Genomic DNA, 19259 nt, shown 5'->3' with positions numbered 1-19259 from the left:
GGCCACGCATCGATGCCACTCGCGTTTTGATCGATTGCAGGGTACAGCAACGGGCCTGCTGCCGCGCAGACCAACCCGCACCGGGCTGCGGGCCTATGCATGCAAATCTGCATGCGATAAACCAGAAATACTGCTTTGACGGTGAAGTCTCCAGCTCAGATGATTGCCGGACATCGCTCAGAACGGGCGGCTTTGGCAACAGCTGTGAGTCCGGGCAGTCGTAACAGCAACTGCACCCGATTCCCCGCGAAAACAAACTCGGAGACGTCATGTCAGGAAATCGTGGAGTGGTCTATGTGGAACCCGGAAAGGTCGAGGTGCGCAATATTGCGTTCCCCGAGCTTTCCGACCCGGCCGGTCGTAAAGCCAGCCATGGGGTCATCCTTCGGGTCGTTGCCACGAACATTTGTGGCTCCGACCAGCACATGGTGCGAGGTAGAACTACCGCGCCGGCGGGGCTCGTGTTGGGACACGAGATCACGGGTGAAGTGATCGAAGTTGGTTCCGACGTCGTGACGTTGAAGAAGGGCGATCTTGTTTCTGTGCCGTTCAACGTGGCGTGTGGACGCTGTCCGATGTGCAAGGCACAGAATACCGGGGTGTGTCTGACCGTGAATCCCGCGCGCGCCGGAGGTGCGTACGGCTATGTCGATATGGGCGGCTGGATCGGCGGACAGGCCGAATTTGTGATGGTGCCCTACGCCGACTTCAACCTCCTCAAGTTCCCCGACCGTGATCGGGCAATGGCGAAGATTCGCGATCTCACCTGCCTGTCCGACATCCTGCCGACTGGATATCACGGGGCTGTAACGGCCGGTGTTGCACCGGGTGCCACGGTATACGTCGCGGGCGCGGGTCCCGTCGGGCTGGCCGCGGCGGCCTCGGCAAGGCTCCTTGGCGCAGCGGTGACCATCGTCGGGGACGTGAATCCCAAACGGCTGGAGCATGCCAGGCGCGTCGGATTCGAGACGGTCGATCTTTCCGAGGATGCTCCGCTCGCAGACCAGATCGCCAATCTGCTTGGCGAGCCGGAAGTCGATAGCGCCATCGATTGCGTTGGCTTCGAAGCGCGCGGACATGGCCACTCCGGGTCACAGGTCGAGGCTCCCGCGACCGTGCTGAACTCGTTGATGGAAGTCACTCGAGTTGCTGGAAAGATCGGCATTCCGGGCCTCTACGTGACAGATGATCCGGGCGCGAGCGATGCAGCGGCGCAGAAGGGCAGCCTCTCGGTGCGATTCGGGCTAGGGTGGGCGAAGTCGCATGCGTTCTTCACTGGGCAGACCCCTGTCATGAAGTACAACCGAAGCTTGATGCAAGCAATCCTCTGGGACCGTCTGAACATTGCGGACGTGGTCAATGTCACGGTCATCGATCTCGACCGCGCACCGGATGGGTACGCCGAATTCGACTCGGGCGTGCCGAAGAAATTTGTTATTGATCCGCACGGCAGTTTCAAGGCTGCGGCGTAACGTCCAAAGAAATGCTGGCCTTTTTAATTTAGACATTTGACGAAGCACACAAATGAGTTGCCCTTTCTCAGGAAATGAAGCCAAAAAGGAATCTGCTGTCGATGGAGGCTGGCACAACGCACAACTAGACTTCGCCAGTTCGATGAGCTACGGCGATTACCTTCACCTCGATGAAGTCCTTGACGCACCGCATCCGCTTTCTCCCGATCACAACGAGATGCTATTTATCGTTCAGCATCAGACATCCGAGCTTTGGATGAAGCTCATGTTGCACGAATTGCGCGCCTCCAGAGCGGGTATTCGGGGTGGCGAGCTTCAGCCGGTCTTCAAGATGCTCGCGCGTGTCTCCCGGATCATGGACCAGCTCGTGCAGGCCTGGAGCGTTCTCGCGACGATGACCCCTCCCGAATATAGGGCGATGAGGCCTTACCTTGGCTTGTCGTCGGGTTTCCAGTCCCATCAGTACAGGGAGATCGAGTTCCTGCTGGGCAACAAGAACCCAACGATGCTGCGTCCTCGTGAGCACCTGCCTGAAAACATCCAGCGGCTCCAGGAGGCGCTGGAACTCCCGTCCCTGTACGACGAGAGCATCAGGTTGCTCGCGCACGCCGGCCTGTTCGTTGAACACGACCGGCTCAATGCGGACTGGACTCAACCAACACGTTACAACGCGTCGGTGGCCGAAGCATGGCTGCGGGTGTATCGCAATCCGAAAGAGTACTGGGATCTCTATCAGTTAGCCGAAAAACTCGTGGACATTGAAGACTCGTTCCGGCAATGGCGGTTCCGCCATCTGACGACGGTCGAACGTGTCATCGGATTCAAACGTGGCACGGGTGGCACCGAAGGCGTCGGATACCTGAGGAAGATGCTGGATGTGGTGCTGTTCCCGGAGCTATGGCAGGCCCGGACCAATCTCTGATTTTCCCTTACCGGTTCCAAGATCCGCCAAAAAAATTCACTGGATTACTGCAATGTTCAAGCACGTAGAAGCGTACCCTGGCGACCCGATTCTCTCGCTGATGGAAGCGTATTTAGCCGACAAACGGCCTGAAAAGACCAACCTCGGTATCGGTCTCTACTATGACGAGGCGGGGAAGATTCCTGTCCTCGAATCCGTCAGGCAAGCAACCGCGATGATTCAGCGGGCGTCCAAGCCCCACACCTATCTGCCAATGGAAGGTGATGCGACATACCGGGCGACCGTCCAGCGACTCGTCTTCGGGGAAGATTCCGAGGCTGTGAAATCCGGACGCATTGCTACCGTTCATTCGATTGGCGGCTCCGGATCGATTCACATTGCGGCACGATTCATCAAAGCCTATTTGCCGGACAGCAGCATATGGATTAGCGACCCCACGTGGGATAACCACCGCGTACTGCTCGAGTCGGCACATTTGAAGGTGAATGCCTATCCGTACTTCGATAGCGGGAAAAACCGCATCGATTTCGACGCGATGATTTCGGTGCTGAATACGTTGCCCGAACGCAGCATCGTGCTGCTGCAACCGTCATGTCAGAACCCGACCGGCGCGGACCTGTCAGCGGAACAGTTCGCAAACGTCATCGACCTTTTGAAACGCCGTCAGCTCTTGCCATTCGTGGATATGGCATACCAGGGCTTTGGAGATGGGCTCGACGAGGATGCTGTTCCGATCCGCAAAATGGTCGAGGCTGGTCTGCAGTTCATCGTGACCAATTCGTTCTCGAAGAACTTCTCGCTCTATGGCGAGCGCGCGGGTGCTCTCTCGATCGTATGTTCGGATGCGGAGACCGCATCGCGGGTGCTTGGCCAACTCAAAGCGACGGTCAGGCAGGTCTATTCCAGTCCTCCGGCCTTTGGCGCTCAACTGGTCAGCACCGTTCTGAGCGATCCGGAGACGACGCGGCACTGGCATCAGGAACTCGGAAAGATGCGCCAACGCATGAAGGAGATGCGACACAAACTGCGTTCGACGCTCGAAACGCTCGTGCCGGATGTCGATGCGAGCTATCTGACAGATCAGCGCGGCATGTTCAGCTACACCGGGTTGAGCGCGGCGGAGGTCGACGCTTTACGCGAGCGCAAGTCGATCTACCTTGTTCAATCTGGGCGGATTTGTGTCGCGGGGTTGAACGATAACAACGTTGGCTACGTCGGGGAAGCAATTGCCGACGCTATCAAGCGACGGGCTGGCCATTGACCTGACTTTAGGGAGCCAAACGAGTCTGGCTCCTTCATCGACTCTTCTTCTTATGATCCGCGAAACTATTGACACAGGCCTTCCTCCGTTGAATCAACCATTTTCTTGGGCCACTAAAGCGGGCAGACTGCTTTTTACTGCCCACGGACCAGTCACAACGGAAGGGAAGATTTGCGGCGGCGATATCGAAGCGCAGGCCAGATTGACTTTCGCAAATCTACAGCAGGCCGTGACCGCTGCGCGAGGCGTCATGTCCGATGTCGCGCAAGTGTTGATTTATATGAAGGATACCAGCCACATGCCCGCTATCGACCGTGTTTACCGGGATTTCTTTCAAATGCCTTATCCGAATCGGTCGAGTGTCGTAGTGAAGGATTTTGTTCACGCCGACATGCTGATCGAGATCGTTGCATACGTGGCGCTCGGTTCGCACGTTTGAGCGTGGGACAGCCCTTGTCAACTTAAATCGATCCACACGTTTTCGCATGCATTGCATGTGATATTTCCGCTTTCGGGACGCGGTAGGGTCTTTCTAGAATGTGTTTCCAATGGCTATATCCGTGACTTGCTTATGAATGACTCGGGAACTACTGTGCTGACTCGCGCCGGTGACGCTGCGTGGGAGCTAAGGGGCGGCGCTGAAGATAACGGCGGGGGCATCGCCTGGGCTGTGCGTTCAGCCGGAAACTCGCTCGCGTCTGGCTTTGGTCGGTTAAAGGGCGGCCAGACACCGCCGAAGACGCTGGACTTCGACGAGGTGATTCATGTCCTCAAAGGGACATTCAGTGTCAGGTGCGACGGCAGACAGCTTGATGCTCGAGCGGGCGATGTGATCTCGCTTAGCAGAGGCTCAGCCGTCACCTATTCTGGCGGCGACGCGGAGTTCTTTTTTGTTGTAACGGCGGCCTGACGCAGGCACGGGACCCACCAAACGGATTGCAGCATGAACGCTTCAGTATCATCGAACAAATTGCTACCCGCGGACGACAATACGAACGGCTGGTCAGCGATCCTGCCCACGCGTGTGCCTCGTCAACCCGCGCGAAAGTCAGCCAGCTTTGACTGGTTGGTCATCGGCGCAGGATATGCCGGGTTGTCGGCGGCCAGACGGCTTGCGGCTCTGAACCCGTCTCACTCCATCGCTCTCGTCGATGCCCAGCAGGTCGGGGAAGGCGCGCATGGCCGGAACGCCGGTTTCGCCATTGACCTTCCGCACAACAATGATCACGACCCCGACAACACCGACAAAGGTCATCGATACATGCGACTGAGTCGCTATGGGATCGAGTCCCTCGATGAGTTGGTCCGTGCGAACGAGATAGATTGCCAGTGGAGCAAGAGAGGGCGCTATGACTGTGCCGTCTCGCCTGAAATCTCTCGCACGCTTCTCGGCGCAACGGCTGCGGAGCTCGACGCACTGGGGGAGCCATACGAATTCATGCGCGGCGAGGCTCTCCACGAGCGCTTAGGCACGCGATACTACGATTCTGCGATTTACACGCCAGGCACCAGGCTCCTGAATCCTGCTGCCTTGTCGCGGGGCCTGGCGGACTCGCTTCCACCGAACGTGCAGCTATTCGAGAACTCTCCGGTACTTGATCTCGAACCGGGGCCGATCGTCGTGGCGACATTGCCCGGCGGTGTGCGGTTCTCCGCACGAAATGCGGTGCTGACCAACAATGCGTTCATCAATCGCTTCAAATATTTCGAAAGGCAACTGCTTCCCTTTGTGCTGTTTGCGAGTCTTTCACGGCCCTTGACGCATGAAGAGCGAGCGCAGCTTGGCGGTACGACCGACTGGGGCATTACGCCGGCCCATGGCATCGCGGGGGCGACCCTACGTTACACGAAGGACTTTCGCATCCTGTTCCGGTACGGGTTCCAGTTTGCGCCGACGCTACGTTGCCCGGCGTCGCTGCGTGAGCGCATGAAGCGGACTCACCAGGTGCTATTCAAAGCGCGCTTTCCGATGCTCGAGCAGGTCGCACTCGAGCATTTTTGGGCAGGATATTTGTCTTTGAGCCAAAATGGCGCGCCTGGCTGGGGGCAACTGTCGAAAAATATCTATGCTGCGGTCAATTGCAATGGAGTCGGTATCGCAAAGCAAACAACCGCTGGAGCGCTTATTGCCGAGCTGGCCTGCGATACAGGACATCCACTGATCAGTGACATGATGGTACTGGGTTCGCCAGACCTTCTGCCGCGACGTCCATTCCTGGACGTCGGTGTGAGAACCTATCTCGCCGCCCAGAAGTGGAAGGGCCGCTCAGAGAAGTAGCAGACACGAGAGTGAGACACAAAATAGACATGAAGAGTGAGACGCAGTATCAAACAGCAGGGACCAGGTGCGAAAGTGGTGCCACGAAGTGGTGGGTGCTCTTTCTTCTCACGCTGGTCTACACGGTCAACATCGCGGACCGCTATGTCGTCTCGACGTTGATCGAGCCCATCAAACACGAGTTCAGCCTCAGCGATAGCGAGGTCGGTTTCATGACCGGCACCGCGATTGCGTTGTTCTACGTGACGCTCAGCCTGCCGTTAGGTTTGCTCGCGGACCGTGTCAATCGCAAGCGCATGATTAGCGTCGCATTAGCGGTCTGGTCTGGCTTCACGGTCTTGTCCGGAGCGAGCGGCAGTGCGCTCACGTTCTTTTTGTCCCGGCTTGGCGTTGGGATTGGCGAAGCGGGTTGTATGCCGTCCGCCGTTTCATTATTGGCGGACAAATTTGCTCCGTCGATGCGTGGCACAGCGATGAGCCTGTTTTCCGTCGGCGCTGCCGTCGGTGCGCTAATGGGGTCGGCGGGCGGGGGATGGATTGCTGACCAGCACGGCTGGCGCACAGTCCTGCTTGTATTCGGGTGTCTCGGCGTTCCGCTGGCGGTCATATTGATGCTTGGTTTTAAAGAGCCGCGTCGGGGAGTGTTCGATAAGCCTGAAAGCGAAGCTAGCCGTGCGGGTCTCAAGGAAACATTGCGCCACATCCGCGACTGTAAAGCGCTGTTTCACGTAATCACAGGGGCAACGGTTCTTACGTTCTGGGGATGGGGTCTGGTCTGGTGGACTCCGTCGTTTCTGGCTCGAAGTTTTCATCTGAGCGTCGGCGATGCTGGGGGAATACTTGGTGCGATCCACGGTATCGGAGGGGGGCTCGCCATGCTTTGTACCGCGTTGGTGCTGAGCCGGCCTCGGGCGGCGTCGGGCTTTTCCCAGGCGAAGCTCGTGGCATTGGTCACTGCACTGGCCACGATACCTTCATTCGTTGCTTACGCGTCGCCCTCACTTCGTTTGACCCACATCATGCTTTGGGTGTTTATACCCACCATCTACGTGTATATCGGCCCGTCTGCTTCCATGGCTCAGAATCTCACGCCTGCGGCCATGCGAGGACAGGTGGTCGGTATCATCGTGTTCGTTACGAACGTTGCGAATCTCGTGATTGCGCCGCAGGCGGTCGGGTTTTTGTCGGATACCATCGCGGCACATATGAGAAATCCCGCCGAGTCGCTCCGCTACGTGCTCGTGCTGGTGTCCCTGACCGGACTATGGGCTGCGTGGCATTTTTATCTTGCCGCACGCTACATGCGTGCCGAGGTGTCCGATAGGTTTTCGACGCCGTTGGTCGAAGCGTCTGCTCATGGTTCTTGAAATGCGCCTGACCAACGCACTTCGATCGTGATCGGTGCGCGGATCGTATTCTCCCGTACGTAACCGATCGGGCGACATTATCCGCGTATCCTTGTACACCTTCAGGCAAGTCTTTTCGCATTTCCCTCTCGCATTTTGACATTTGTGAGTTCCGTTTGGCCCCGGCACCGCGGGACCCTGTGCAAGACGATCCGATCCGATCGGAAGGCTACTCTTCGTCGATCTCTTCAGCTCGCACTCGTGCGTTAATGCATAAGAGCGATGCTGAGGGTATTCAACGCACCCTGTGCTGGGGCATCATTTTCGCGAGCAGAGCCGTTCCAGGCACTGCTGACCGACAGTCCTCCGGCGACACTGGCTCACTCCCCCTGAAACAGACGGAGTTCTTCCTCGACTCCAGAGCCCCCATCTACAGCGCCGACACTTCGAACGACGCGAGCGCGCAATTGAAAAATTGCGGCCAAAAGCAACGTCGCCATTTAGGTGCTTACCCTTGATTGGCCAACCTTAACAGTAACGCCATCGATTGCCCACTCAGGCGTTTGCCTTGACACAAAAGGGCTGTGCGCCCGCGACGTTGTTTGCATTCCAAATGTCATGCAACAAACCAGAAATAGTGGTTTGTCTCGGTCTTTATGTCGTCATGAAATCAGATCTGCGGAAGACAACTAACGCTGAGGATCAGCGATCGCCGTAGCAGTAGAGGCGTCAGCCCGCTTTTTCTATAGAGACTGATATTCATCAAATGATCTTTTCTCCCGGCCGCGTCACTGATAGTAACGGCGAAGCCGGGAATTCAAGTCAATCATTGGGCGGAGTGGAACATGTTCAAACGGATTCTCCCATCGAAAGTGGCGGGTACGCTTGCCGCCTGCGCTATCGCGGCGACCGGGATGATGGGCTCACACGCGCACGCAGCGGACCTAACCCAGTCCTCCTGGTGTACGGGCGCCAAACCGGTCAAGTTCGCGGAAATGGGCTGGGACAGCGCGAAGTTCATGACCGAGGTCGTTCGTTATGTTCTCGAGAAGGGATACGGCTGCAAGACGGACCTGATGACAGCGACGAATGCGATTGCGTTGCAGGCGATTTCTACCGGCGACCTGAACGTGATGGTCGAATACTGGGCAGGGCGCACGCCGGCGTATGAGAAGGCAGCACAGGACGGACGAGTGAAGATCGTAGGCTCGCTCGTCAACGGCGGCAGCGTGGAGGGTTATTACGTCCCGGATTATGTGATTAAGGGCGATGCCGCCCGCGGGATCAAGGCGGTCGCTCCGGATCTGAAGAGCATCGCCGATTTGCCGCGCTACAAGTCGGTGTTTGCCGATCCGGAAGACCCCTCTCATGGCCGGCTGTATAACTGCCCAATTGGGTGGCAATGCGAGTCCGACACCGAGCAGAAGATGAAGGCTTACGGGATCGGCGCGGACTTCACGGACTTCCATCCAGGATCCGGGCCGGCGCTCGACGCGGCAATCGAATCGGCCTATACGCGGGGCAAGCCGATCCTGTTCTACTACTGGGAGCCGTCGACCATCCTCGGTCGTTTCCACGCAGTCAAGCTCGAGGAGCCCGCCTACAACGCGGCCTGCTGGAAGACCATCAACGGGAGCAAGGATCCGAACCCGTGTGGCTCTGCTTCGCCGCCGACGTCCTTGCGTGTGGTCGTTTCCAATTCGCTGGCAGACACTGATCCTGCGCTGCTGTCTCTGTTCCAGAAGATGCAGTTTTCCATCAGCACGCTCAACGCCACCATTGCGCGGATGGCGACGTCGAAGGTTGAGCCCCGTCAGGCCGCAGTGGACTTCCTGAAGGCCAATCCGTCGGTCGTTGCCAATTGGGTGCCAGCCGCGACTGCGCAAAAGGTCGAGGCAAGTCTGAAGTGACGTGCAGTCCCGCAGCCGGGTTGTGCTGCGGGCTTATCCAATCCGGCTCGCGGACGGTCGTTGTGAGGCCCGCGCGCAACGGCCCTACAAGTGAAGGGAAACGCAGTGAACGGTATCTTTTATACGCTCGATCTGAGCGACGCGATCAATCAATTCTTTACCGGCGTTGTCGCCCGGTATGGCGACGTGTTTCACCGTGTCAGCGCGGTACTGCTGACTTATGCATTGAATCCGGTGGAGGCAACGCTGAAGGCAGCGCCCCCAATCGTGATCATCGCAATCATTGGCGCAATCGCGTGGCTGGGGGCTCGCCGTGTCGGCCTCGCGGTTCTGCTGATGGCACTGACATATGTGATCGGCTGCCTTGGTCTATGGGACAAGCTCATGGCGACGTGCGCGATCATGGTGACGGCGTTGATCCTGACCACGATTATCGGTGTTCCGTCTGGCATCGCGATTTCCCGCAGCCAGGTGCTCGCTCGCGTGTTCAATCCGGTGCTCGACATGATGCAAACCCTGCCGTCATTTGTGTACCTGATTCCGGTCGTGATGCTATTCGGTCTCGGCCGGGTACCCGCGATTTTTGCCACGATGATCTACGCGCTCCCTCCGCTCGTGCGACTTACCGATCTTGGTCTGCGTCAGGTACCGGAGGATGTCGTCGAAGCTTCTCGTTCCTTCGGGGCAACTTCGTGGCAACAACTTATCGCGGTCGAGTTGCCGCTCGCGATGCCATCGATCATGACGGGTGTGAACCAGGCGGTGATGATGTCGCTCGCGATGGTCGTCATTGCATCGATGATCGGCGCCCGTGGGCTCGGTGAGGACGTACTGTCCGGCATCAACAACCTCGACATGGGACAGGGCATTCTCGCCGGCGCTGCAATCGTCATTCTCGCCATTGTGTTCGATCGCATCACCCAGTCATTCGGCGTAGGCAAGCGCGCCCGCCGTCAAGTTCGGAAATAAACAGATGACATCCTCTACTCTTTGCAAGATGAATCCGCCGCTTGAAGCGGAGGCGGGCATTGCGTCCCGTACGGATGCCGCCGTTCTCGTCGAAACCGGCGGCTCCCGCGAAGCGGCTGGAAATGTGGCGGGTGTGCCGATCCTCGAGTTGCGCCACTTATATAAAGTATTTAGTCCCCATCGCGGGCACACCGCGGAGGCGATCGCGTTGGCTTGCGCTGGTATGTCGAAAGACGAAATCCTTCAGCAGACTGCTTGCAATGTAGCCGTGCGCGACGTGTCGCTGTCCATTCGTGAAGGCGAAATCTTCGTGATCATGGGATTGTCAGGGTCAGGAAAATCCACGCTTGTGCGCCACTTCAACCGTCTCATCGAGCCAGATTCGGGCGAACTGCTGTTTCGTGGCACCGATGTATTGCGTCTCGGGGCACGTGCATTGCGCGAGATGCGGCGCAATCACATCGGCATGGTATTTCAGAGCTTCGCACTGCTGCCACACAAGACCGTGCTCGAGAACGTGGTGTTTGGCCGCTGGATACGTGGCGACCCGAAAGTCGAGTCCGAAAACGTGGCGCGGGAATGGATCAATGGCCGGCTCGGACTCAAAGGATATGAGCGCAAATATCCGGACGAACTATCGGGAGGCATGCGGCAACGCGTGGGGCTTGCGAGGGCGCTCGTCTCCGAGCCGGACGTGCTGCTGATGGACGAGGCATTCAGTGCACTCGACCCACTGATTCGCGGAGAAATGCAGGACATCTTGCTGGACATGCAGGCCCAGCTGCGGCGCACGATTGTGTTCATTACGCATGATCTCGACGAAGCGATGAAGATCGGCTCGAGAATCGCGATCATGAAGGATGGCGTGGTTATCCAGGTGGGAACGCCCGAGGGAATCTGCAACGCACCGGCAAACGACTACGTACGGCGCTTCGTGGAAGCGCGTTGACGATGACTTGGAGAAGCGTTGCGTCTCTCGGTGACAAACTCAATCGAAAGATCTTTCTACCTTTTGCGGATCTGCCCGTTGATCGAGATATGGGCGAATCGGAGTGCCCAGCAGAAAGCCGCGATTTTTCTTATTTTTATAAAGCAGGAGTACATAATGAAAAAGATAGTAATTGCGATGCTCTCCACCTTGAGCTGCGGGGCTGTGTGGGCACAATCATCCGTCACGCTCTACGGGTTGATTGACGCGGGTGTTACCTATACCAATCGCGTGGATTCTTCATCGGGTAAGGGAGCGGCCATTCAATTTCAGTCCGGGGTGGCGCAATCGAGCCGATGGGGAATGCGCGGAGTCGAAGATCTCGGCGGGGGCCTGAAGGCGATTTTCACTCTGGAAAACGAGTTTGACGTAGGTACGGGTGCGTTGCTGGCAGGTGGTGCGGAATTTGGTCTGCAATCGTTCGTTGGCTTGACGGGAAACTGGGGTGCCGTCACTTTGGGGCGTCAGTATGACTTCATTGGTTACTATTTCCCCGCGTACGCCATTGCTGCCAATACCCCGGCGGGTTTGCTGGGCTGGAGCCTGCCGACCTACGCATCGGGAGGGTATGCCCTCGATAACCGGGTGTGGGGCGATCTTGTCAACAACGCGGTCAAATATGAGTCTCCGGTTATCGGTGGCTTTACGTTTGGCGCAATGTACGGATTTGGCAATGTGGCTGGTTCGATGGGCCAGAATAGCTCGAGCAACTTCTATGTGGGCTATGCCAACGGGGCGTTCAGCGCGGCACTGGCTTATATGTCGATTCATGACGTGACGCCTTCCGATAACTCTGTCGAATATGCAGCGGGTGCCGCCTATAACATCGGCAAGGCGCGCCTGTTTGGCTATGTGACCGATGTGCAGCTATCGAGTGGGAACAGGCCTCGCGCGACGACGTTCGAAGGTGGAGCCAGCTATCAGGTAACGCCGGCATTGTCGCTCGGCGGGGGGCTGCAATATCAAACGCGTAACAATGACGTCGGCAGCGCAAATCAACTAATACTCAGCGCGGACTACTTCCTCTCCAAGCGCACGGACGTCTACCTCGTTGGCACTCTGGCCCACGACCACGGCTTTAGTGCGCAGGCACAAGCGGCGTTGGGCTCGCCGTCGGGCACCGATGTGCAGACAGCCGTACGCGTCGGGATTCGTCACAAGTTCTGAGGGAGATACGCGGACGGCGCCGCAATCGTACGCATGCAGCCTCGACTCAAACCTTTGCATGCTACGCATTCGGCTCCTCCAGGAGCTTTTGTCACCTCGCTGTGAGAAAAAATCGCAGCGACAGGGTGTTTACGCCAATGTCGTCGGTCCCGCTCGCGATGGTCTACTCATCACACCAGTTAGGCCATCCAGCACAGCGGGAGGACACGTGAACGTTGCAGATCCGGCGGCCGTCGAACGGTCGGCCATTCGAAAGGTGTCGTGGCGACTCGTGCCGTTCGTCGCTCTGATGTTCTTCATCAACTTTCTCGACCGGACCGCGATCTCGTTCGCCGGACCCAACGGGATGAGCAAGGATCTCGGCCTGACCGCCGCCCAGTTCGGCCTCGCGGCGGGGGTGTTCTTCATCGGCTACATCGTGCTGGAGATTCCCAGCAATCTCGCGCTGCACAAGTTCGGCGCGCGGCGCTGGCTCGCCCGCATCATGGTGACCTGGGGCATCGTGTCGTTGCTGTTCACGTGGGTTAGCAGCGTGAGCGGTCTGTATGCGCTCCGCTTTCTGCTCGGCGTGGCCGAAGCGGGCTTCTTCCCGGGCGCGATCCTGTTCCTGAGCATGTGGGTGCCGGCGAGGCACCGCAGTCATATCCTCGCACTGTTCTATCTCGCGCAGCCGCTGACGATCGTGATCGGCGCGCCGGTCGCCGCCTTGCTGATCGATGCACACGGTCTGTTCGGGCTGGCCGGCTGGCGCATCATGTTCTTCGGCGTTGCGATTCCCGCGATTCTGATTGGCGTGGTCGCGTGGTTCTATCTGACCGACAAGCCGTCGCAGGCTAGCTGGCTGAGCGCCGCCGAGCGCGACTGGCTCATCGCGGAGCTCGAAGCCGAGGAACAGCAGAAGGGCGCAAGAGCCGCGCTCGCGCAGCACGGCAATCCGCTCACCGCGCTGACCAGCGGCCGCGTGTGGATGTTCTCGCTGATGTACTTCGGCCTGATCTACGGCCTGTACGCGCTGGCGTTCTTCCTGCCGACGATCATCGGCGGCTTCGAGACGCGCTTCGGCACCCACTTCAACGTGTTCCAGAAGGGCTTGATCACCGCGATTCCGTATCTGCCGGCGGCGCTCGTGCTGTTCCTGTGGAGCCGCAACGCGACACGGCGTGGCGTGCGCTCGTGGCACATCTCGGTGCCGGCGCTGATCGGCGCACTGACCGTGCCGCTCGCGCTGCAAATGGGCTCGCCCACCGCGAGCATCGCGGTCATCACCGTCACGGCCTGCGCGATTTTCGCCGCGCTGCCGAATTTCTGGGCGCTGCCCGCACGCTTCCTGTCGGGTGCGGCGGCCGCGGCGGGCATCGCATTGATCAATACGGTCGGCAATGTCGCGGGCTTTGTCGCGCCGTACGTCACGGGCGTCACGAAGGACATGAGCGGCTCGTATCAACTGCCGATGCTGATCGTCGGCGCGATGATGCTGATGTCTGCCGTGCTCGCGCTGGCGATCGGCCGCACGAGCACCCGCGCGTCGCTCGAGCCGGCGCAAGCACACTGACGGTCATCCATTGATGATTCACCGATTCACGTTCCCGGGGCCACGCGTTCCGGCTCACATCGACTGTTGAAGGAGAGTTGGAATGAAGGAGAAAATCGCCTTGTTCGGCGCGGGTGGAAAGATGGGCGTGCGCCTGTCGAGTAACCTGCTGATATCGGACTACCGTGTCGCGCACGTCGAGCCAGGACAGGCGGGACAGAAGCGTCTGAAGGACGAACTCGGCATCGACGTGGTCGCGGCGGATGCCGCGCTCGACGGCGCCGATGTCGTGATTCTCGCGGTACCCGATACGCTGATTGGCAGGTTGAGCCATGAAATCGCGCCGAAGCTGCGCCCCGGCACGATGGTGATGACGCTCGATGCGGCCGCACCGTTCGCCGGCCATCTGCCTGATCGCAAAGACCTGACGTACTTCGTCGCGCATCCGTGCCATCCGATCATCTTCAACTACGACACCGACGAAAAGTCGCTGCACGATCACTTCGGTGGTGCGCACGCGAAGCAGTCGGTCGTCAGCGCGCTGATGCAGGGCCCGGAGGAAGCATTCGATCTCGGCGAAGCAGTCGCGAAGGTGATCTATGCACCGATTTTGCGTGCGTATCGCTTGAGCGTCGATCAGATGGCGATTCTCGAACCTGGTCTGTCGGAAACGATTTGCGCGACGCTGCTATACGTGATGCGCGAAGCGATGGACGAAACTGTGAAACGCGGCGTGCCGGAGCAGGCCGCGCGCGACTTCCTGCTCGGCCATATGAACATTCTGGCCGCGGTGATCTTCAACGAAATTCCCGGCGCGTTCTCCGATGCATGCAACAAGGCGATCGAGTTCGGCAAACCGCGTCTGATGCGCGATGACTGGAAGAACGTGTTCGACCACGCCGAGATCGCCGAGAGCATTCGCCGCATTACGTGATCGCGATGGCGTGGCCGCACGCCTGGAAGCATTAAGCGACGCCGCGCGAGCGGCAAGCAAAGGCGTGCCGCCCGCAGCGCACGCCGAACTCAATCGGGCGCTGAACACTGCGCTGGAGTGCTAAAAGATATGAGCGAAGCCACCGACGCCCGCTGGCCGGACGGCCTGCTGCTCGCCTACTACGGCGACGATTTCACCGGATCGACCGACGCGATGGAAGCCATGACCGCCGCCGGCGTGCCGACGCTGCTATGCCTCGACGCACCGACGCCCGAGCTGCTCGCGCGCTTTCCGGGCGTGCGTTGCGTGGGGCTCGCTGGATCGTCGCGCGGGCGCGGTCCGCAATGGATGGACGATGAGTTGCCGCGCGCGTTTGCGAGTCTCGCCGCGCTCGGCGCGCCGATCCTCCAGTACAAGGTCTGCTCGACTTTCGATTCGTCGCCGGAGACCGGCTCGATCGGCCGTGCGATCGATATCGGCGTTCAGCACATGCGGGGCAGGTGGTCGCCGATGGTCGTCGGCGCGCCACGCCTGAAGCGTTATCAGGCGTTCGGCAACCTGTTCGCAGCAGTCGATGGCATCGGTTATCGGCTCGATCGTCATCCGACCATGTCGCGCCATCCGGTCACGCCGATGAACGAAGCCGACCTGCGCATGCATCTGGCGCGGCAGACGCGACGCAATATCGAGCTCATCGACTTCGTGCAGCTCGCCGCGCCCAATGCCGCCGCGAAGCTGCACACGCTGATGCGGGACGATCCCGCCGTCGTGCTGATCGACGTGCTCGACGAGGCGTCGCTTGCCGCGGCTGGGCGACTCGTCTGGGAAGAGCGCGGCGCGGGCGTCTTCACCGCGTCGTCGTCGGGCTTGCAGTATGCGCTCGCAGCGCACTGGCGCGCGAGCGGGCTCGTGCCGGCAACGCCCTCTCTGCCGGTGGCCGGCCCCGTCGATGCGATCGCCGCCGTCAGCGGCAGCTGCTCGCCGGTCACGGCCGGGCAGATCCGTTGGGCGCGCGAGCATGGCTTTCGCGTCGAGCGGCTCGATCTGCGGCGCGCGCTGGATGCCAACACGCGCGACGCCGAAGTCGAGCGCGCGGTGCAGGTAGCCGTCGACGCACTATCGCGCGGCCAAAGTTCGCTGGTGTTCAGCGCGGAGGGGCCGGACGATCCCGACGTGCTCGGCTTCGACGACCTCGCCGCACGCGTGTCGCTCGCGCGCTCGCAAGCGGCGCGGCGCGTCGGTGAGGCGCTCGCCGACGTGATGCTGCGCACACTCGAACGCACAGCGGTGTCGCGCGTGGTGGTGGCGGGTGGCGACAGCTCGGGCGAAGTGGCGAGCCGGCTCGGCATCTCGGCGTTGAGCGTCGCCGCGGGCATGGCGCCCGGCTCACCGCTGTGCCGCGCATGGTCGGACGATCCTGCGCGCGATGGCCTCGAAATCGCGCTGAAGGGCGGTCAGGTCGGGGCGGCGTCGTTTTTCGGCTCGGTGCGGGAGGGGCGTCTTCTGGAATAATGCTGGTTTCTTCGACGCGAGTCATCGACGCGAGCAACAGGAATGGCCGAAACGATTCAGCGGCGCAAGCTATATCAGGAGGTGCTGGACCGGCTGATGCAGCGCATCCAGTCGGGCCAGGTCGCGCCCGGCGAGCAACTGCCATCGGAGCGCGAACTGATGGAAACCTACGGCGTGGGCCGGCCGGCTATCCGCGAGGCGCTGCAAACGCTCGAGCGCGCGGGCATCGTCGAAATCGCGCATGGCGAGCGCGCGCGGGTCGTCGTGCCCACCGCGCAGAGCCTGATTGCGCAGATCGCGGTCGGTACGATGCATCTGCTGCGCACGCAGCCGGACATGCTCGATCACTTGAAATCAGCGCGGCTCTTTCTCGAAACCGGCACCGCCAGGATGGCCGCCGAGTGCGCAAGCGACGCCGATATCGAACGCCTGCGCGCGAAGGTGCAGGAACAACGCGCGGCGCTCGCGGACCGCGATGCGTTTGTCGAGTGCGATATGGCGTTTCATCGTGAGATCGCGTCGATTGCCGGCAATCCGATCTATCCGTCCATCGTCGAATCGATTTTTCGCTGGGCCGCCGAATACTATCGGCCGATGGTGCGTGCGCCCGGCGCCGAGCAACTGACACTCGCGGAGCACGAACGCATCGTCGAGGCCATCGCAAGCCATGACGGCGATGCCGCCGCGCAGGCGATGCACGTCCATCTGAGCCGCGCGAACGCGTTGTACGGCAAGCGGATCCTGTCGTAACGCGGCGCGCTCATCCGACGCTCAACCTGGCGCGTGCAAGTGCGCGGCGCCTGGCGCGTCAGCGATGTCCGTCGTCGCCAGAAACGCGATCATCTCTTTCAGACTTTCGTTCATCTCCGCAGTGAGCCATTGCTCCAACTGCTTGACCTCCGCATGCGCGCGCAAATGTGGCGCGACCCATAGCACCAGCTGACGCGGCCCGCGCACGAAGCCGAACGGCGCGCACAACTTGCCAGAGATCAGGTCGTTCATCACCAGCATCTGCGGCACGAGCGCGATGCCCAGGCCGCACACGGCCGCCTGAATCAGCAGATAAAAGTGCTCGTAGGCGCCGGCCGATTCCTGCGGCACCGCGTCGAGTCCGGTCGCGCTAAACCAGTCGGACCACGCTTCGGGGCGCGTTCTGGTCGACAGCAGCGCGGCGCGTTCCAGATCGCGTGGCGTCGCGAGGCCGTGCTCCTTCGCATACGCGGGCGAGCAGACCGGGCCAATCCATTCGTCCATCAGTTGACGCGTGAGCGCGTCTTTGGGTGGTTCGATCGTGTTCGCGCGGATCGCCACGCTGATCTTGTCACGCACGAAATCGATCTGGTCGTAGTTCATGTTGAACTGCAATTCCGTCTGCGGATAACGCTGATGAAAGCCCGCAATGCGCGGAATCAACCAGTACATCATCACCGACGCCGAGCACGACAGCGTCAGCGGTTCGGGCTTCAACTGCTCGATGCTCGCATCGATCAGATTGAACGCGGCGCTCAGCCCCTCGGCGAGGCGCGCGCCTTCGGGCGTCGGATCGGATGCCTGGGCGGAGCGCACGATCAGCGTGAGGCCGAGCGTTTCCTCCAGCGTTTTGATCTGCCGGCTGATCGCGCCGTGCGTCACGCACAACTCGTGCGCGGCGAGCGTCATGCTGCGCAACCGGGCAACGGCTTCGAACGCGCGCAACGCGTTCAGGGAGGGGCGCGGGGTGTGCATGAATGTCTCCTTGTCCGTGGAGGGAAGCTCTGTCGGCACGGAACCTTGTACGGGTTCTCTCTGTCTCGTATGAGATTTTCTCACAGCTGGCCGAGAACAAATCGATTGTCCCGCCGTTCTCGCGTGACTAAAGTGCATTCACAAACAAGACGAATGCACACATTCGAACAGTCCTCGCCGGGCATCGGCGACGGGTCGAAAATCAGGAGACAGACATGCAACTCAGAACGCTCGCCGCCTCGCTCGGCGCTCTCGCGCTTGTGTCAACGCTCGCGCCGAACGCCGTCGCGTCACCGGACAAACCGGTGATCGCGCTGGCCAATGCCTACTACGGCAACACCTGGCGGCATCAGATGGTCGACTCGTTCGACGCGGCCGCGAAGCAGGCGAAACAGGAAGGCAAGATCGCCGACTACATCGTCGTCAACGGTGACGGCTCGGTCGCGCAGCAGAACAGTCAGATCGCCGAACTGATCCTCAAGAAGGTCGATGCGATCGCCGTCGATGCGGCCTCCGAGACCGCGATGAACGGCATGATCCAGAAGGCCTGTCAGGCCGGTATCAAGGTCGTGTCGTTCGACTCGGTCGCGAGCGCGCCCTGCAACTATCAGTTGAACTTCGACTTCACCGGCTACAAGAAGCAGGAAGCCGAGTGGGTGATGAAGAAGATCGGCGGCAAGGGCAACGTGATCCAGGTGCGCGGCGTGAAGGGCTCAGCACCGGACAACGACATGTACAACGCGCAGATCGAAGTGCTGAAGCGCTACCCGGACGTCAAGGTCGTCGCGACCGTGTACGGGCAGGCGACCGCGTCGGTCGCGCAGTCGGCGATCGCCAACGTGCTGCCGAGTCTGCCGCACGTCGATGCGGTGCTCGGCCAGGGCGGCAGTGACGACTTCGGCATCGCCCAGGCGTTCGAGCAGTACGGCGGCCAGTATCGCGACAAAATGCCGGTCATCGAAGGCGGCGGCAGCACCGACTTCATCAAATGGTGGGACGCGCAGAACAAGAAGAACGGCTACACGACGATCTCGATGAACACGACGCCCGGCATCGGCGCGGCGGCGTTCTACCTGGGCCTGTCGCTCGTGAAGGGCGCGCAGCCGCCGAAGAAGATGATCATGCCGGTGGCCACCGTCACCCAGGACAACCTGAAAGACTTCGTGAACAGTCCGTCGGGGATGATCATCAGCCCCACCTACACCCAGGTCTGGGTCGACAAGAATCTGCTGGCCAGCAAGTAA

General features: G+C 60.1%; 16 protein-coding genes. 15 read left to right on the top strand and 1 reads right to left on the bottom strand.

What is annotated here, in order from left to right:
- Positions 1-269 precede the first annotated feature (269 nt).
- From fdhA to B0G77_RS28295, 14 genes are all read left to right on the top strand, one after another.
- A complete protein-coding gene (gene fdhA, locus B0G77_RS28365; protein ID WP_133665255.1) occupies positions 270-1472 on the top strand; it encodes a formaldehyde dehydrogenase, glutathione-independent in 1203 nt (400 codons plus the stop codon).
- 52 nt (positions 1473-1524) lie between these two features.
- Positions 1525-2394: a tryptophan 2,3-dioxygenase gene (gene kynA / locus B0G77_RS28360; protein ID WP_133665254.1), complete on the top strand. Its 870-nt coding sequence runs from the start codon at positions 1525-1527 to the stop codon at positions 2392-2394.
- 52 nt (positions 2395-2446) lie between these two features.
- The gene (locus B0G77_RS28355) at positions 2447-3655 is read left to right on the top strand and encodes an amino acid aminotransferase (protein WP_133666909.1); all 1209 of its coding nucleotides are present in this window, start codon (positions 2447-2449) and stop codon (positions 3653-3655) included.
- A 55-nt stretch (positions 3656-3710) separates the two neighbouring features.
- Positions 3711-4094 carry a RidA family protein gene (locus B0G77_RS28350; RefSeq protein WP_133666908.1) on the top strand — a complete coding sequence of 128 codons (384 nt, stop codon included), beginning with the start codon at positions 3711-3713 and terminating at the stop codon, positions 4092-4094.
- A 504-nt stretch (positions 4095-4598) separates the two neighbouring features.
- Entirely contained in the window at positions 4599-5933 is a 1335-nt protein-coding gene (locus tag B0G77_RS28340) for an FAD-binding oxidoreductase (RefSeq protein WP_133665252.1), read from the top strand.
- Positions 5934-6028: 95 nt separating this feature from the next.
- On the top strand, positions 6029-7300 hold the full coding sequence (locus tag B0G77_RS28335) for an MFS transporter (RefSeq protein ID WP_166656291.1): 1272 nt from the start codon (positions 6029-6031) through the stop codon (positions 7298-7300).
- An 824-nt stretch (positions 7301-8124) separates the two neighbouring features.
- Positions 8125-9189, top strand: a complete 1065-nt coding sequence (locus tag B0G77_RS28330) for an ABC transporter substrate-binding protein (protein WP_133665250.1) — start codon at positions 8125-8127, stop codon at positions 9187-9189.
- Positions 9190-9294: 105 nt separating this feature from the next.
- On the top strand, positions 9295-10158 hold the full coding sequence (locus tag B0G77_RS28325; protein ID WP_133665249.1) for an ABC transporter permease subunit: 864 nt from the start codon (positions 9295-9297) through the stop codon (positions 10156-10158).
- Between the two features lie 4 nt (positions 10159-10162).
- Positions 10163-11107 carry a betaine/proline/choline family ABC transporter ATP-binding protein gene (locus tag B0G77_RS28320; protein ID WP_243751246.1) on the top strand — a complete coding sequence of 315 codons (945 nt, stop codon included), beginning with the start codon at positions 10163-10165 and terminating at the stop codon, positions 11105-11107.
- 156 nt (positions 11108-11263) lie between these two features.
- Positions 11264-12313 (top strand): porin, encoded by a 1050-nt coding sequence (locus tag B0G77_RS28315; RefSeq protein WP_133665248.1) that lies wholly within the window; start codon positions 11264-11266, stop codon positions 12311-12313.
- Between the two features lie 208 nt (positions 12314-12521).
- Positions 12522-13865 carry an MFS transporter gene (locus B0G77_RS28310; RefSeq protein ID WP_243751245.1) on the top strand — a complete coding sequence of 448 codons (1344 nt, stop codon included), beginning with the start codon at positions 12522-12524 and terminating at the stop codon, positions 13863-13865.
- An 82-nt stretch (positions 13866-13947) separates the two neighbouring features.
- Entirely contained in the window at positions 13948-14778 is an 831-nt protein-coding gene (locus tag B0G77_RS28305) for a phosphogluconate dehydrogenase C-terminal domain-containing protein (RefSeq protein ID WP_133665246.1), read from the top strand.
- Between the two features lie 129 nt (positions 14779-14907).
- A complete protein-coding gene (gene oiaK / locus B0G77_RS28300) occupies positions 14908-16290 on the top strand; it encodes a 3-oxo-isoapionate kinase OiaK (RefSeq protein WP_133665245.1) in 1383 nt (460 codons plus the stop codon).
- 42 nt (positions 16291-16332) lie between these two features.
- Positions 16333-17040, top strand: a complete 708-nt coding sequence (locus tag B0G77_RS28295) for a transcriptional regulator NanR (RefSeq protein ID WP_133665244.1) — start codon at positions 16333-16335, stop codon at positions 17038-17040.
- Between the two features lie 21 nt (positions 17041-17061).
- Here B0G77_RS28295 and B0G77_RS28290 read toward each other — a convergent pair whose 3' ends face one another.
- A complete protein-coding gene (locus B0G77_RS28290) occupies positions 17062-18015 on the bottom strand; it encodes a LysR substrate-binding domain-containing protein (protein ID WP_133665243.1) in 954 nt (317 codons plus the stop codon).
- 215 nt (positions 18016-18230) lie between these two features.
- Here B0G77_RS28290 and B0G77_RS28285 point away from each other — a divergent pair, with 215 nt between their 5' ends.
- Entirely contained in the window at positions 18231-19259 is a 1029-nt protein-coding gene (locus tag B0G77_RS28285; RefSeq protein WP_133665242.1) for an ABC transporter substrate-binding protein, read from the top strand.

Origin of the sequence: Paraburkholderia sp. BL10I2N1, from assembly GCF_004361815.1 — a bacterium.
Classification (GTDB): domain Bacteria; phylum Pseudomonadota; class Gammaproteobacteria; order Burkholderiales; family Burkholderiaceae; genus Paraburkholderia.
This window is presented reverse-complemented; position numbering and strand designations above follow the sequence as displayed.